Origin of the sequence: Sphingobacterium multivorum, assembly GCF_900457465.1 — a bacterium.
GTDB lineage: Bacteria > Bacteroidota > Bacteroidia > Sphingobacteriales > Sphingobacteriaceae > Sphingobacterium > Sphingobacterium multivorum.
Window position 1 is genome coordinate 748,536 of record NZ_UAUU01000002.1, and the last position, 15,784, is coordinate 764,319.

Genomic DNA, 15,784 nt, shown 5'->3' on the forward strand with positions numbered 1-15,784 from the left:
GAATTATCATGAAAAATACACTATCAAAAATAGCGCTAGCAATATTATTAGGAAGCGCAGCTACCTCTTGTACAAAGCTTGAGGATATTAATATAGATCAAACTGCTGCAAATGATCAGCAAGTCAAACCAGAATATTTTTTGAACAACTCCATTATCGGAGCGCAACAAGATCCCGGATTAGCAGAACGTTTATTTATTTACTCCTGGAAAACCGCTGCACACCAGCAATACTTTAATTTTATCAATATAGGACAACAAAGTGATGACTTTAATTCACTCTATTGGTCGAGTATTTCCGGTTGGTTGAATAATGCCAATGCAACCATCGAAATTGCAGATAAGAAAACACAAAATGGTACTGCTGCAGTTTACAATCAAAACATGATCCAAGTGGCAAGAATATGGCGGGCATACTTATTAAGTGAGTTAAGCGACAATTTTGGACCAATACCGACTAAAGGGTTTCAAGGAGTTAATCCACAGTTTGATTCTGTAAAAGACGTTTATTATTATCTATTGACTGAATTAAAAGATGCTCAATCGAAAATCGATCCAGCAGTCAGCAATTCGGGTATTGAAAACTATGATGCCGCTTACGGTTTCAAATGGGACAATTGGATCCGCTATGCGAACTCAATGCGTATGCGTTTGGCAATGCGCTTATCAGAGGTTGATGCAACGAAAGCAAAAACTGAATTTGAGGATGCTGTTAAAACGAATAAATACATTGAAACAGCTGCACAAAACTTCGGCATACAGGAAAAAGACGGTTGGGATCCACTAACGGGTGTAATGAGTCGTTCATGGAATACACAACTACTATCTGCTACATTAAACAATATATTTATTGGATTGGGTGGCATCAAAACTGCTGATCAGTTTACAGAAACCGAAGTTTTAAGCAAAATCAAGAACGAAGACGATTTTGGTATCCGTTACCTGGATAACTTCTCGACTATGTCAAATGACCCAAGCCAAGGTTATTACTTAGATGGGATTCCAAATAAAATGGATCCAAGAGCATACAAAGCTTTCTTTATTCCAGGTCATACATCCGACCCACAATATTGGACCGATGCTAGCAATCAGGATGCCCAAATCAAAAAACCAGACGGCACTACATTGAATTTTAAAACTTCATACACATGGAATGCGTTTACGTCAGGTACATGGGGAGCTAAATCGTCAAATATGGTGCTTAGAGCACAAAATGGTCGTATTCCAGGCATGATCAAAAAGTTCAGAACAAGCACACAAAAACGTTTATTCTTCGCTTCATGGGAAAGTTATTTTTTGATGCCGAAGCGGCTTTGAGAGGCTGGAGCACTCCTATATCTGACAAAGTTGCCTATGAAAAAGGTATTTCAGAAAACTTTAACTACTGGGAAGTATCATCTTATCTCGGTCAATACTTAGCATCAGAAAACTACAACCGTGTGGGAACTTCAGTAAAATATGATCATACAGCGGAGCCTGCTGCGACCTTCACTGTCAAGTACAAAGACGGTTATACTAATGCTATAGGAACTGCCGCAATCAAGTATCCTGAAAATACGATCTATAAAAATGGAGCAATCAAAAATGATAAGTTGACAAAAATTATCACGCAAAAATATATTGCCTCATTTCCATACTTATGCCTTGAGGCATGGAATGACCAACGTCGTTTAGGCCTTCCTTTCTTTGAAAATCCTGCTATCGAAACGGCCATCGCAACAATGCCACAATTGACAAGTGCAAATTACACAAAAAACCAAGTAGATTTCTTTCCACAAAGAACGAGCTATCCTTCATCATTTAGAAATGCTGATCAGGCAAATTATGATAAAGCGGTATCCTTATTAGGTGGATCAGATGGCGTTTTTACCCCCCTATGGTGGGCCAAACAAAAATAATTTATTTATTATGCTAGAAAAGCCGGCCTTGAGCCGGCTTTTCTAGTTTACAACAATATTGATCAGTATATTTGTTACAATTACACTTATTATTAATTCAAAAGAAGCATCCAATTCCCTTAAAAATAAAGAATCTATCAAATTCTTTTTAAAAAATTTAAAAAGAATTTGGAACTTAAAATAAAGTATCTATATCTTTATTCGTAAACTAAAAACAAACACAGAAAAACTCAATTGCGGCACACCTAAATTTAGTAGAGCAATTGAGTTAAAAACCAACTACCACTGATATTAAAAAGTATAATATCATTATTTAAAGCACTGAAAACCAAACAATTACTCATTAATGAAGCTTAAGTAGAAATGGTCCTAGAGATTTTAAGGAATTTGTATTATCGGCCTATGCAACCGATTGCAGACATTGCGAACTCACTTTCACGAAGTATACCTTCTGTCACCAAACAAATCAACGAACTTCTTTCAAAGAATATCGTAGTTGAGAAAGGTTATGCTGCATCGACAGGTGGAAGAAAGGCTATGCAGTATATGATTAATGAAGATTTAAGCTATACAATCGTCAGCCTATCTATCGATCAATTCTATACAGCAATTACCTTATCAAACCTTAAAGGGGATATTATCTCAACGCTAGAAAATCTTCCGGTTGACCTTAGAGATCCTGATGCGGCAAACTTATTATTAAAAACCATAGATCGCTTTTTTTCTACAAATAATATTATTTTAAGACAGGTTATCGGCATAGGGATTAGCATGCCGGGCTTTGTCAATTCGGAAAAAGGGCTAAATGAATCCTACAACAGTGATTCCCCTTTATATAATATAAAGGAACTCATCGAACAAAAATTTAACGTGCCAGCGGTAATTGATAACGATTCACGCTGTGTTGCCTGGGCTGAAAAGAAGTTTGGTAATGCACAAGATTCCTCCCACTCCCTTGTCATTAACCTTAATTGGGGAGTTGGTTTGGGTATTCTTATTAATGACGACATCTTTAAAGGAACTTCTGGTTTTGCAGGTGAGTTCAGTCACATCCCTCTTTCCGACGAATTAACACTATGCTCTTGCGGTAAGAGAGGCTGCTTGGAAGTGGAAGCCTCTGTTAGCGCTGCCATCCGTAATATTGAAAAGGATATAAAGAACGGCGAATACTCTATATATGAAAACTTGTAGAAGAATATGACAACAAAGCTGAAGCTCTTATTGAATCCGTTCACATTGGTGATCAGATAGCCATCAATAATATCGGAAAAATTGGGTATTTACTAGGTAAAGGAATATCAACTTTGATACATATTCTCAATCCGAACAAAATTATCATCATGGTCGTGGAGCGGAAATCGGTTATATTCTTGCGCCTCATATTCAAGTTGCAGTAAATGAATATAGCATTCCTAAAATATCGAAGAAAACAAGCATCGAGATGTCCGACCTCCACAAAAGAGCGCAACAACTCGGCACAATAGCATTAGTCATAGAAAAATACATCACAAACATTATTAACTAACGTTTTACACAAATACCTAAAACATGAGTCTATTTTACAAAAAAACTGCAGGATTGGCGTTATGTACACTTTTCAGTGCTACATCGCTTTATGCGCAGCAAAGCATTTCTGGAATAGTTTCAGATGCTAATGGACCAGTCTCTGGCGCAACAGTTTCCATTAAGGGAACAACTAGGGGTACACAAACAGGGGCCAATGGGTCTTTTACAATTCAAGCTTCCCAAGGTGAAGTCTTACGTGTATCCATTGTCGGATACAAGTCCCAAGAACTAGTGGTTGGTACCTCAAAAACAATAAACATAAAATTGACAGAAGATGCTTCTGCATTGGAAGAGGTTGTCGTAACGGCAATGGGTATCAAGCGTGCCCCAAAAGAGCTGGGTTACGCAATGAGTACCGTTGACTCAAAAGAATTAACAAAGACCGGATCTCCCAACTTTGCTGGAGCATTATATGGAAAAGCACCAGGAGTCCGCATTTCCGCAGCACCCGGGGGAGCAACTTCGGGTATTAACATCAATATTCGTGGTACAAACTCCATTACAGGAAACTCCCAACCTTTGGTCATTATTGACGGAGTTCCGATGCGACAAACGTCTTTCAACAATTCAGATTATTGGGGTGACCAACGTGCTAGAGGAAATGGTCTAGAAGACCTCAACCCGGAGGATATCGAAAACATTAGTATTTTAAAAGGTGCTTCCGCAGCAGCTTTATATGGCTCTGAAGCGATGAATGGGGTTGTATTGGTAACGACCAAATCTGGAAAAGCTGGAAAGGGATTTACAATTGATTTCAATGCGACATACACGCATGATCAAATAGCTTATTTACCTAAATTCCAAGATGTAAGAGGCCCTGGATATTCAAAGGCTTACCAAGATGACAAGCAATCCGACGATATGTTTCAATATTATGAAAATAATCTTGCTGTAAATGGTGTCAATAGAGGTGTAATGAATTCAACGGTCAACTTCGGACCTTTATTTGATGGTAAAGATATTATCTCTTGGGATGGTAAAGTTCGTCCATATTCTGCTCAAAACTCGTATAATAAATTTTTCAACAATCCTAATAATAGCATTTTCAATTTAGCAATTGGCAATACATCAGAAAACTCGAATATTAGGTTCTCTTTGACTCGTCAAGACAACCAAATGACTGCGTTAGAATCTTATAATAAGAAAAACATCGCCAATTTAAATGCAAGTTTCACCCTGTGGAAAAATTTCAAAAATGATGTTGTCGTAAATTTCATTAATCAGCATACACATAATAGACCATTTTTGACAGACCGTCTAATTAACAACTTTGGCGGGATGATTTCCACATTTGACAATCCGGAATGGTACTTCGGCAAATATCAGACTAGCCTAGGATATAAATATGTAATTGATGCAGCAGACGCTCAAAGCCTAACCCCGGCGGAAAATATACGTTATAATGGATACCGTGGCGATGTTTTGGAATATGTTTGGAATTCTAAAGCAAAACAATATGATGAATACTCAAATCGCTTAATCGGATCATATACTGCAACCTGGAGTGTCACCAATGATCTATCATTACGAGCACGTGTTTCAGCAGATGTCACCTCTTTAAAGACTGAAGATAAGCAACCTAACGAAAAACCGTTATTATTTGGCAACTCTGGATTTTTCTCATTAGGAAACCAAAATGCAAATATCTATTATACCGATTTATTAGCTACCTATAACAAAAAGATAAATAACGACATTAAAATCGGTGTCGTTGGCGGTTATACAGCTACAAGGTCGGAAGATGTCTATGTTCAAAATCAAACAGAGGGTGGATTGACGGTGAGAAACTGGTATGATGTCAATGCAACTCTAAATTTAGCAACGAGAAACGACAAGTACAATTATAGAAATCGCATGCTAAGAGATGCATTATTTGGAACTGTCAATTTCAATCTTAAAGAATTTTGGAATGTGGAAGGAACAATACGTAGAGAGCGAATTTCAACCATGCGTCCAGATAATAATGTGCTCTATTATCCGTCAGTAAATTCAAGTTTTATTCTTTCAGACGCCTTCCATTTACCAGAGTTTTTCAACTATGCAAAGCTTCGTGGTTCTTGGGGGATTGTAGGTAACTATCCGGATATCTATAAGAGCGCATTGTCTTACACACAAAAGACTTTGGGATCACAAGTTGACGGTGGTGCATCCGTTATCTACACAACAGTGCCGACAACAGAATTTGGAAATGAAAACATCAAACCAGAAACTAAAAATGAGGTAGAATTTGGTTTGGAAACTAGAATGTTGAATGGACGGTTAGGATTTGACATAACCTATTATAATGGGTTGATCAAAGATCAAATTTTGAATTATACATTACCAATAAGCACAGGTTCCAACTCTATTCTTGCCAATGTGGGTACACTAAGAAATACAGGTTGGGAGTTTGCAATCAATGGAACACCGATTCAAAAAGAAAATTTCAAATGGTCTACTACGTTAAATTTCTCTATGAATAAAAATGTCGTCAAGAATTGCCTGGCAATACAGGAACATTATTATTGAGAGATTATGATGGTAATGCTGCTCAGCTTGTAGCCAACGTAGGACAATCGATGGGTGATATTATGGTTCGTCCTATTAAAACAGATGAAAACGGCAACAAAATCGTATCTGCTAATGGTATGTATGAAATCGATGGAGACCGTTGGATAAAGGCTGGAAATGCTATGCCAAAAGCAGTGGGAGGATTCATAAATAACTTCAGCTATAAAAATTTCAATTTAGATGTTTTGATGGATTTTAGACTTGGAGGTAGTGTCATGCCTACTGGTATAAACTGGATGACAAGTAGAGGTTTAACAGAAGAAAGTTTAAATTACATGGATGCTGCACATGGTGGGCTAAGCTACTATCAGACAAAAGATGCAAGTGGCAATATCATCGGGGTAGCTACGAGTGGCAATACTGGACCTAATGGTGAAACTGTTTACCACGATGGTATGTTGATGGACGGAAAACTCGCTGATGGAACAAACAACAGCAATATTATCTCTCAAGCAACCTACTATAATGGCACTTACAACTGGGGAGGTCCTCAATACTCTCAATCGAGATACGAACTCTATGTCAAAAAAAATAATTACATAAAAATGCGTGAGATTTCGCTAGGCTATCGTCTACCTGCCTCTGTGGCTTCCAAATTAAAAGCAAAAAATATACAGCTCTCAGCATTTGGACGGAATCTATTCTTCATTTATAGATCGATCAAAGATATAGATCCTGAACAAATGACAGGTGGTTCTAACTGGATCAATAACCTTTCTAATGCGGGTACATCGCCAGCAACTAGAACCTATGGTTTAATGCTACGCGCTAGCTTCTAAATTTTACGACAATGAAAAAACAACTTTTTATTTGTGGCCTATTGGCAGCATCCATATCGACAATAACATCTTGCAAAAAAGATTCATTTGGAGAATATTATGAAAATCCGGGAAAAGTTTCTGAGTCTACGCCAGAAAAGCAATTTACAGGAATGATTTATGACTTTAGAGCATTAATCATTCCAACATATGGAAATTATTTTATCACATTACGCCCTACTATTAATTTATATATACAGAATCTAGGATCCATAAATCAAGCGAATCAATTAGTTCCGGGCTCTGCTGCAACCGAAGAACGTTGGAACAAATATTACGCAGGCTTAGCACAATATAAAGAATTTGTTCGCCTATATGAGGCATTGAGTGATGCAGATAAAGCTCAAAAAACGTTCAATGGCGTTGGCAGCAAAGATTCTATTTTACGACCAAACACAACAAATGGTAGATTTGGTCGGTGATATTCCGTGGACGGAAGCTGGTAAATTGATGGAAATGGGGGCGATTATACAATTTCCTATCCAAAATATGATAAAGCAGAGGATATCTACACAACGATGTTAGATGACTTAAAAGCGATCAGTACAGAACTTAATTCCATAACTGTTCCACAAACTTTTGCATCGACCTTTAAAACGCAGGATCTAATTAATAATGGTGATCTTACGTTATGGAAAAAATACTGTAATTCACTTCGTTTGAGGATGTTGACGCGCGTATCTGAAAATTCTCAATTTTCTGCTAGAGCGGCAACGGAACTAGCTCAAATCGTAGAAAACCAAACAACTTTTCCACTTATTCTAACAAATAGTGAAAATGCACAATTGGATATTTTCAACACAAGTTCAGATATTAAGTCCGAGGATATTAAAGGTGCTTTTGAAACTGATGGTTGGTATTCGAACATAGCAAGTAAATATATGATCGATGAATGAATAAAATCAGCGATCCAAGACGCCAGTTATTATTTGAAACGGGATCAACTGCGAACGGTGTATACATCGGTCTTGATCAGAGCGCTTCTTCTGCAGAACAAAATATTTTAGTCAGAGGAACAACATTAAGCTTCTTACATCGAAACACAATTTCACGTAACAGATTTCTTCCTGGTCTGTTGGTCACCGCATCGGAAGTTAACTTCCTCTTAGCAGAATACTATAGCAGACACAATAACAATGCTGCAGCTAAAACTGTATTCGAAACAGCACTCAAAGAATCTGTTGATCTGTATACAAAAATTAGTCAGAAAAGTGACGACGCTACTATTGCTAAAGCTGCGGTACCTACTGCAAAGCAAATCACTGATTTCGTAGCCGCTGTAAATTGGGATAATGTGTCGAATAAGATCCAATTGATCGCAACGCAAAAATGGCTACATTTCAACCTGTTTCAGGCTGTACAAAACTGGTCAGAGCAACGTCGTTTGGACTATCCGAAGTTTACAATCCCTACATTTACTACCGATAGACAGAAAACTGTTCCTGTTAGGTTGACTTTGCCACAAACAGAAGCAACATACAATGCAAAAAATTATGAGGAAGTAAAAAGTAAAGATACGCCAGACACCAAACTTTTCTGGGACGTTAATTAACGCGTAAACTACATCTATCTATAAGAAGGCCACCTAAGGTGGCCTTCTTTTTATCATTTTCATTATCTTTAGAAATGCAAACACTAAAAACCATTATATCCACTGCGCTGATCGCTTCAAGCGCAACACTAGCGTTTGGTCAAGCGCACAACGTATCTAATGGCTATCAAAAACCGACAGATCCCTTAGTAATTGAAAACCTCGAACAATGGCAAGATATGAAGTTTGGTCTTTTCATGCACTGGGGTACCTATAGTCAATGGGGAATCGTTGAAAGCTGGAGTATCTGTCCTGAAGACGAAGGCTGGACCCAACGCAAACCCGAACATGGTAAAACTTATTTTGAATACCTCAAGAACTACGAAAATCTACAGACCACCTTTAACCCTACGGATTTCAATCCACAAAAATGGGCCGATGCCGCAAAAGCTGCCGGCATGAAATATGTTGTCTTTACAACAAAACATCACGATGGATTTGCCATGTTCGATACCAAAGAGTCGGATTATAAAATCACCTCCGCTAAAACGCCATTTTCGACAAATCCAAAGGCCAATGTAACCAAAGAAATCTTTAACACATTTCGCAATGACGGCTTCAAAATTGGCGCCTATTTCTCCAAACCGGACTGGCACTCCGATTACTACTGGTGGTCCTACTTTCCACCAAAAGACAGAAATGTAAATTACGATCCTAAAAAATATCCGGATCGTTGGCAAAAATTCAAAGACTTTACCTACAATCAAATCAACGAGCTGACCTCAGCATATGGCAAAGTCGACATTCTTTGGTTGGATGGTGGTCAGGTGCGCCCCTTAGAAACCGTTGACAAATCTGTTGACTGGCAACAGACAATCAAAATGGATCAGAATATTGACATGGACCGCATTGGGGGCATGGCAAGGAAAAATCAACCCGGCATTATCGTTGTCGACCGTACAGTACCTGGAAACTGGGAAAATTATGTCACGCCTGAACAAGCGATTCCTGAACATCCCTTGGATATTCCATGGGAAAGTTGTATCACCATGGGAAATTCGTTCAGCTATGTGCCCAACGACCAATACAAACCGACCAAAAAGATTGTTGAAACATTGGTGAAAATTATTTCCCGCGGTGGAAACTACCTATTGAACATAGCCCCTGGCCCAACAGGAGATTATGACCAGGCAGCATACGATCGCTTGAACGAACTGGCAGCCTGGATGAAAATCAATCAAACTGCAGTGTTTGCAACACGTACGATTGCTCCATATCACCAAGGTGACTATTACTACACTAGAAGCAAAGACAGTAAAGTGGTCAATGTATTCCATCTTTCTGAAGGTGATACTTACCAGCAGCCAAATGAATACGTCTTTCAAGTACCTGATAATTTTAGCGTAAGAAAATCGCTATTTTGGGTCATAAAGGTAAATTAGACTGGTCTCAACGTGGTAACCAAATTACCTTGAGAAGCCCTAGTACACGATTTAGTTATGCGACTGCAATTCAATTACAAAGCAAATAATATAAAATTCCGTTGGATATAATCTAACGGAATTTTATCATTTAACAAGGTCATTGTTTACCGATCACCGCCTGAACATCTCAATATTCCCAGAGCCTCTGCTCAGGAATAAGAAAATAAGTCATCAACAAACTATGGGGTTTTTAGAAACCTTAAATTCCAATGAAAAAAATCAACCTATTTCCACTATTTATCCTTTTTTTTCTATCCTCGTGTGCAACGTATAAACCTCAGATCCTGGTATCAGAGCAAATTTTTAAAACAGGCCAGGTTCCATTCCAACAATGCCATGCTTCCACGATTCAAGTCATCGGAAAAGACAGTTTATTGGCAGCCTGGTTTGGTGGTACACATGAATCTAACCCCGATGTTGTCATATGGAGTTCACTGTATAGCCATGGACAATGGCAGCGTCCTGTACAGATTGCAGACGGTATCCTTGGTGACAACCGCTTTCCAACATGGAATCCTGTCTTCTATCAATACCCGCACAGTGACACCCTATCTTTGTATTATAAAATAGGGCCCAATCCCAGAGAATGGAAAGGCTATGTCAAACATTCACTGGATAAAGGAACGACCTGGTCTGCAGAGCAGCAGTTGCCTGAAGGTATTTTGGGGCCCATCAAGAATAAACCGCTCACCTTGACAAACGGACTGCTTCTCTCCCCTTCCAGCACGGAGTCCAAAGAAGAAATCTGGAAAGCACACCTGGAAATCAGCCGCGATCATGGCCGCTCCTGGTCCGTCAGCGCAATACGCCCCGATACCAGTATCCAGGTTATTCAGCCAAGTGTGATCCAACATACAGATGGACGCATTCAGGTGCTCTGTCGAAGTAAAGAAATAAAGTGATGGCAGCATTCTCAGCAGATGAAGGCCTTACCTGGGGCCCCTGGCAAGCCACAAACCTGCTCAATCCCAATTCTGCCACAGACGCCATCCGTTTAAATAATGGTTTATTTATGATCGTCTTCAATCCGGCCATCGCTGGCAACGACTGGTGGGAAGGACGCACAAAACTCCATGTCGCCATATCAAAGGATGGCTTACAGTGGAAAGATGTCCTAACCCTTGAAGATGGGGTAAAGAACGATGAATATTCCTATCCGACAATTATTCAGGACACAAACGGTCTTATCCACATCACCTATACCTGGAATAGGAAAAGTAATCAAGCATATTGTGCTCAAATAAGAATGATAGTTGTAACAAAAATGGCAGTAACTTCGTTGTATGCTAAAAACCAAGTTATGAGATCAATATCAAAATTATTAACATTATTAGCATATATCGTATCCGTAGGTTGCTCAAAGGAAACTGCTAATCACAACCTCTATCTCGAGGGAATCTATTCAGGAAAATTTATAGTCAGCTATAAAAATCAGGACCAAACTTTCACTGGAGACGTAACTGTACGGTTTAAAGCGGACAGTTTCTTTTGTACAGCAAACAAAAATAGATTTCCTGCAGGTGGCTCAGGAACATATGAGATTAATGGCGACCAAATTATTTTCAAAGATAAAAATGTATGGACCGCCGACTTCGATTGGGCTTTAATATTGAACCACAATTACACCTATTTAGTGAATGGAAACGATCTAACTTTAACAAAAGCTCCCCATCAACATAATAGCTATATCTATAAATTAACGAAGGATTAACTAATAATCCTTCGTTAATTCCAATTCTCCCTTCAACCGGATATCATCGGAAGATGCGCCGACCAAAAGTTTAAACCTGCCTTTTTCCGTCTTCCATTCGTTCCCTGCATTCCAAAGTTTGAGGTCCTCCTTGGTCAATTGAAAAGAATAACGTTCTTTCTTTCCTGCGGCAATGTTTTTACGCTCAAACCGCTTCAACTGCATAACAGGTGTCACCACCGAACTTACTTCATCCACAACATACAACTGAGCGACTTCATCGCCCGCCAATTTGCCGTTATTTGCCACGTCGAACGACACTGTACATACAAAATCATTGCCATTCTCCTTCAGCGAGACCTGTAAATTGGAGTAATCAAAACTACTGTAGCTCAACCCATAACCAAAAGCATACAATGGTTTGGCCGACATTTCCACATAATCGTGATGTTTAGGTTTTGTATGGTTGTAATGTACAGGAAGCTGGCCGACCGAACGAGGTACCGAAATCGGTAATCTTCCAGCCGGATTATAGTCACCGAACAATACATCGGCAATAGCCAGGCCGCCTTCTTGTCCCGGATACCAGGCATTCACGATCGCAGGCACATGTTCAGCTGCCCAATTTAAGTTCAATGGTCTCCCCATAATCGTAACAAGTACAACTGGTTTTCCCGTCGCCTGTATCGCTTTCAGCAACTTGATCTGATCGCCCATCATATCCAAAGAAACGCGATCAAATCCTTCTCCACTCTCCATATCACTTACCGTATTGGGATCCACATTGGCTGCTCCAGTTGCTTGATACGACGTTTTAAAATCACGTGCACTCGAACCACCCAGGACTAAAACCACCGCATCGGCCTGCTTTGCAGCTGCGACGGCGGCAGCGATATCGGAATTGCTTGTATCACGGATTGCACAGCCTTTCACATAATCAACCTTGGTACTGTTACCAACTGCCGCCCGTATTCCGGTCAAGAGGGTCTGAACTTTCCCCTCAGCTTGTGGAGCAGTATAATCGCCCAGCTGATTATAGGCGTTGTCGGCATTCGGTCCTATAACGGCTATTCGTTTCAACGATTTACTTAAGGGTAAGATATGCTGATCGTTTTTAAGCAAAACAATCGACTCGCGGGCCACCTGTCTTGCTACCGTTTTATTTTGTGCCGTAGCGACTTTTTGCGCTACCAACTTTTCATCCACATAGGGATGATCAAAAAGCCCCAAATTGAACTTCATTCGCAGTACACGGGCTACTGCTGTATCAAGAACAGCAGATTCAACGAGCCCCTGTTGGAAAGCCTTAAGCAGATTTGAACCATAACCAGTCCCGCTTAGATCAACATCCAATCCGGCATGTATACTTTGTGAAGCCGCTTCTTCTGCAGTCGCTGCTGTTGCATGCCCTCCATTGAGCCCTGATATACTTAATAGATCAGATACAACAAACCCCGTAAATCCCCAGTCTTTACGTAGAATGTCTTTTAGCAACCAGGGGTTGGCAGAACAAGGAATACCATCAATGCTATTATATGCTGTCATTACCGACCCAGCTCCCGATTTTACAGCACGCTCAAAAGGCGGCAGAAAATACTGTCTCAGGCTTCGTTCTCCAACCGATACGGACTCACCATTGTGACCGCCATCTGGAGCCGCATAGGCTACAAAATGCTTTAAAGTTCCTATTATTTTATCGCGCTCACCCAGCTTCTCACCCTGAAAACCACAGATCATTGCAGTTCCCATCTGACCGATCAGATAGGGATCCTCCCCATAGGTCTCTTCAGTGCGCGACCAACGTGGATCTCGTGCCAAATCTAATACAGGACCATAGCCGTTTTTACCACCCACAGCATAAGTCTCCATGGCGATTGTTGATGCCATATCCTGAATCAACTGTGGGTTCCATGTACTCGCCTGTCCGATCGCGGTAGGGAACACTGTTGCACCAATCGCCATATGTCCATGTGGCGCCTCCTCAGACAACAACAATGGAATCCCTAGTCGAGTACTATCCACCATATAACGTTGGATCGCATTTGTAGCGCGCGCAGCTTCCACAGGGCTCAGGCCATTCAGTAAGGTTTTCTGTGTCCAAGGATCGGCACGTAAGGTTGCCCATAACAATCCGATATGCTGTTCTTTTACTGCCTTTCGCAATTTATTGCTGATTGTAACCTGCTTTCCGTTTTTGCTATACATTTCCCAGCCCAGCAATTTGCTCAATTGCCCGACTTTCTCTTCCACAGTCATCCTTCCCAATAGATCACTTACCCGTTTTTCAATTGGTAATGTACTGTTCTTATAGGGCAATTGCTGGGCTTGAAGTTGTGGGCAGAGCAATGTCGCCATTGCCGCCATAAGTAATATACGGACTTTCATAAGTGGATTATTATTTATCTAGTTTTCTTCATTAATCGGATCCGGTTTTATTATTTCACATTATCTATGCAACCGGTTTCCAAACCACTAAATTAACGATTTAGCCTAAATAATCAAGTTAAATTTTGATTCCTAATTCTTTTAATAATCATAGGGCGGCAGCATCGGTTTGAACAGCGTTCATCTAAACAACCTAACACAGGCTTTACTTTATGTATTGAAGTAGAGGAGAGCAAATGGCAAATATCCACGAAATTCATTCTTGCACGTTGGGCAACAACAAAACAGTTAGACAAAGAAAAAACTAATGTGAAAGATTCAATTGCAATTTCATCAAAACAGAATTGAACAAAAAAATAAAGACAGCAAGCCGTCTTTATTTTGAATGTTAAAGGAAATATACTACTTATCTTATTTTGTTGCAGCCGTTCGCTTACCTTGAAAATAGTATTCAATTGGAGCTGCGTATGCTAGAGGATTATTATTGCGCGAAATTAATATGAGCAGATCACCATCAAGCTGTACCTCATAACTTTGGTATGGGCTACTGTCGGCAAACTTGATACTTTTCTTCTCTTTATCATAGGCAAATGCGCGATGCTGTCCTTCAGCAAAAATCAAACTTTCAAATGTCAACTTATCATCCCCACATAGTTCTTTACCACGATTGACAGTGAACTTATTCGCTGATTCAGCAAATGTAAATGTATACACATTATCCTTTTCACAATCTTTCGGTTTGTGCTTCAATTGCTCGTTTGTCGTCCCTTTCGCAGACACGATGGGGCTCCATTCAAAACTTTCCAGCTGTTTTTGAACATCCATAGGTACAGTCATTTCATTTTCCTTACTACAGCTCGTCAGTAAAAAGAGGATTGCAAAACTCCCTGTAAATAATTTATTCATTACGGTTTCCATTAGTTATATCTTGAGAACGATCGTTCTAACAATATCGCTACAATAAAATCAAGCATTTTTAACTAAACAGATAAAAATAGACTAAGATCCAGAAAGCACTTCGCGCCACAAACTAGGATGATCTGTTTGAATAAGACGTACAAAAGGATATTTCTCCAAAAAAGATCGATAAGCTTTCTTTCCCTCCTGTTCTGCTTTGTCGTCATATTCCCCCAAACTATTCATCCAAAAATAAATGCCCTGTTGGCGCAATGCATTAAGTTTTTCGGTATCAGTAAATGATTCATCAAGATGGACAATTGAGGTTAATTTCATCTTTAGTATGGCCTCTAGATCCTTCATATTACGTGCCCTCGGAAAAAGCGTGATCGCTGGATTGAGTTTGTAAATCTTGAGCATGTCTTTATAATCATAGAGAAAAAATAGTACCTGGTCTTCCATCCCCTCCTGTTCAACAAGCGCATAGGTTTTCTTAATAAACTCTTTGCGATCTTCTTTAAAATCGAGATCAACAAGGATTTTTCCCTTTGCAACGCGCAAAGCTTCCGATAGCGTTGGTATAACATGATCCGAGCCTTCACCATTAGCCTTTTTGCGTAAGTGAAGCTGTTGAAGCTCGGCATAGGTTTGTTTGGCGACCTCTCCTTGCCCGGTTGTCGTCCGATTGACTGTTTTATCGTGCATCAGTACAAGTACACCATCTTTGGTGGCCCGCACATCGACCTCTACCACGGAAGCTCCCTGCCGAATGGCCTCTTCGATAGCAGCAATTGAGTTTTCAGGTTGCTCCAGATGAGCTCCCCGGTGTGCGGCAATGTGTAAACTTTTTTGCTCTAACTTTTTTATTAAATCGATCGACTGAGCATATAAGTGGGTTGTAGAACTTACTATTATACCCAACAGAATAGTAGAAAATAAAATCTTTTTCATTGCTGTATAGTTATT

Annotated in this window: 14 protein-coding genes; 11 read left to right on the forward strand and 3 right to left on the reverse strand. The window is 39.8% G+C overall.

What is annotated here, in order from left to right:
* Positions 1-8: 8 nt before the first annotated feature.
* The 11 genes from DTA23_RS03365 to DTA23_RS03405 all read left to right on the forward strand — a co-directional run bounded on the left by DTA23_RS03365 (position 9) and on the right by DTA23_RS03405 (position 11,557).
* On the forward strand, positions 9-1,316 hold the full coding sequence (locus DTA23_RS03365) for a SusD/RagB family nutrient-binding outer membrane lipoprotein (RefSeq protein ID WP_256602714.1): 1,308 nt from the start codon (positions 9-11) through the stop codon (positions 1,314-1,316).
* A complete protein-coding gene (locus DTA23_RS28430) occupies positions 1,268-1,897 on the forward strand; it encodes a SusD/RagB family nutrient-binding outer membrane lipoprotein (protein ID WP_256602859.1) in 630 nt (209 codons plus the stop codon). Before DTA23_RS03365 ends, DTA23_RS28430 begins: the two co-directional genes overlap by 49 nt.
* 363 nt (positions 1,898-2,260) lie before the next feature.
* Positions 2,261-3,088, forward strand: coding sequence for an ROK family transcriptional regulator (locus DTA23_RS03370; protein ID WP_112373827.1), 828 nt, complete (start codon positions 2,261-2,263; stop codon positions 3,086-3,088).
* A 357-nt stretch (positions 3,089-3,445) separates the two neighbouring features.
* On the forward strand, positions 3,446-5,971 hold the full coding sequence (locus DTA23_RS03375; RefSeq protein ID WP_218565290.1) for a SusC/RagA family TonB-linked outer membrane protein: 2,526 nt from the start codon (positions 3,446-3,448) through the stop codon (positions 5,969-5,971).
* Positions 5,941-6,792, forward strand: coding sequence for a hypothetical protein (locus DTA23_RS27425; RefSeq protein WP_218565291.1), 852 nt, complete (start codon positions 5,941-5,943; stop codon positions 6,790-6,792). The genes DTA23_RS03375 and DTA23_RS27425 overlap by 31 nt, the downstream gene beginning before the upstream one ends.
* Positions 6,793-6,803: 11 nt before the next feature.
* Complete coding sequence (locus DTA23_RS03380) at positions 6,804-7,253, forward strand: hypothetical protein (RefSeq protein WP_112373828.1); 450 nt, start codon at positions 6,804-6,806, stop codon at positions 7,251-7,253.
* Between the two features lie 96 nt (positions 7,254-7,349).
* Positions 7,350-7,727, forward strand: coding sequence for a SusD/RagB family nutrient-binding outer membrane lipoprotein (locus DTA23_RS03385; protein ID WP_172462326.1), 378 nt, complete (start codon positions 7,350-7,352; stop codon positions 7,725-7,727).
* Positions 7,724-8,383: a SusD/RagB family nutrient-binding outer membrane lipoprotein gene (locus DTA23_RS03390; RefSeq protein WP_112373830.1), complete on the forward strand. Its 660-nt coding sequence runs from the start codon at positions 7,724-7,726 to the stop codon at positions 8,381-8,383. Before DTA23_RS03385 ends, DTA23_RS03390 begins: the two co-directional genes overlap by 4 nt.
* A gap of 74 nt (positions 8,384-8,457) precedes the next feature.
* Positions 8,458-9,804, forward strand: coding sequence for an alpha-L-fucosidase (locus tag DTA23_RS03395; protein WP_256602715.1), 1,347 nt, complete (start codon positions 8,458-8,460; stop codon positions 9,802-9,804).
* Between the two features lie 251 nt (positions 9,805-10,055).
* Positions 10,056-10,748 carry an exo-alpha-sialidase gene (locus DTA23_RS03400; RefSeq protein WP_112373831.1) on the forward strand — a complete coding sequence of 231 codons (693 nt, stop codon included), beginning with the start codon at positions 10,056-10,058 and terminating at the stop codon, positions 10,746-10,748.
* Positions 10,748-11,557, forward strand: a complete 810-nt coding sequence (locus tag DTA23_RS03405; protein WP_112373832.1) for an exo-alpha-sialidase — start codon at positions 10,748-10,750, stop codon at positions 11,555-11,557. The genes DTA23_RS03400 and DTA23_RS03405 overlap by 1 nt, the downstream gene beginning before the upstream one ends.
* On the opposite strand, the gene DTA23_RS03410 is transcribed toward DTA23_RS03405, so the two are convergent.
* From DTA23_RS03410 to DTA23_RS03420, 3 genes are all read right to left on the reverse strand, one after another.
* Positions 11,558-13,921 (reverse strand): glycoside hydrolase family 3 N-terminal domain-containing protein, encoded by a 2,364-nt coding sequence (locus tag DTA23_RS03410; protein WP_172462308.1) that lies wholly within the window; start codon positions 13,919-13,921, stop codon positions 11,558-11,560.
* A gap of 411 nt (positions 13,922-14,332) precedes the next feature.
* Entirely contained in the window at positions 14,333-14,827 is a 495-nt protein-coding gene (locus DTA23_RS03415; RefSeq protein ID WP_139144926.1) for a hypothetical protein, read from the reverse strand.
* Between the two features lie 93 nt (positions 14,828-14,920).
* A complete protein-coding gene (locus DTA23_RS03420; protein ID WP_070563489.1) occupies positions 14,921-15,769 on the reverse strand; it encodes a glycerophosphodiester phosphodiesterase family protein in 849 nt (282 codons plus the stop codon).
* Positions 15,770-15,784 lie beyond the last annotated feature (15 nt).

Bases quoted from the DNA above. Each gene is read 5' to 3' on its own strand.
- DTA23_RS03410 (WP_172462308.1), bottom strand. From the start codon at position 13,921: ATGAAAGTCCGTATATTACTTATGGCGGCAATGGCGACATTGCTCTGC.
- DTA23_RS03385 (WP_172462326.1), top strand. From the start codon at position 7,350: ATGTTAGATGACTTAAAAGCGATCAGTACAGAACTTAATTCCATAACT.
- DTA23_RS03370 (WP_112373827.1), top strand. From the start codon at position 2,261: ATGGTCCTAGAGATTTTAAGGAATTTGTATTATCGGCCTATGCAACCG.
- DTA23_RS03415 (WP_139144926.1), bottom strand. From the start codon at position 14,827: ATGAATAAATTATTTACAGGGAGTTTTGCAATCCTCTTTTTACTGACG.
- DTA23_RS03390 (WP_112373830.1), top strand. From the start codon at position 7,724: ATGAATAAAATCAGCGATCCAAGACGCCAGTTATTATTTGAAACGGGA.
- DTA23_RS03365 (WP_256602714.1), top strand. From the start codon at position 9: ATGAAAAATACACTATCAAAAATAGCGCTAGCAATATTATTAGGAAGC.
- DTA23_RS03420 (WP_070563489.1), bottom strand. From the start codon at position 15,769: ATGAAAAAGATTTTATTTTCTACTATTCTGTTGGGTATAATAGTAAGT.
- DTA23_RS03405 (WP_112373832.1), top strand. From the start codon at position 10,748: ATGGCAGCATTCTCAGCAGATGAAGGCCTTACCTGGGGCCCCTGGCAA.
- DTA23_RS03400 (WP_112373831.1), top strand. From the start codon at position 10,056: ATGAAAAAAATCAACCTATTTCCACTATTTATCCTTTTTTTTCTATCC.
- DTA23_RS03395 (WP_256602715.1), top strand. From the start codon at position 8,458: ATGCAAACACTAAAAACCATTATATCCACTGCGCTGATCGCTTCAAGC.
- DTA23_RS03375 (WP_218565290.1), top strand. From the start codon at position 3,446: ATGAGTCTATTTTACAAAAAAACTGCAGGATTGGCGTTATGTACACTT.
- DTA23_RS03380 (WP_112373828.1), top strand. From the start codon at position 6,804: ATGAAAAAACAACTTTTTATTTGTGGCCTATTGGCAGCATCCATATCG.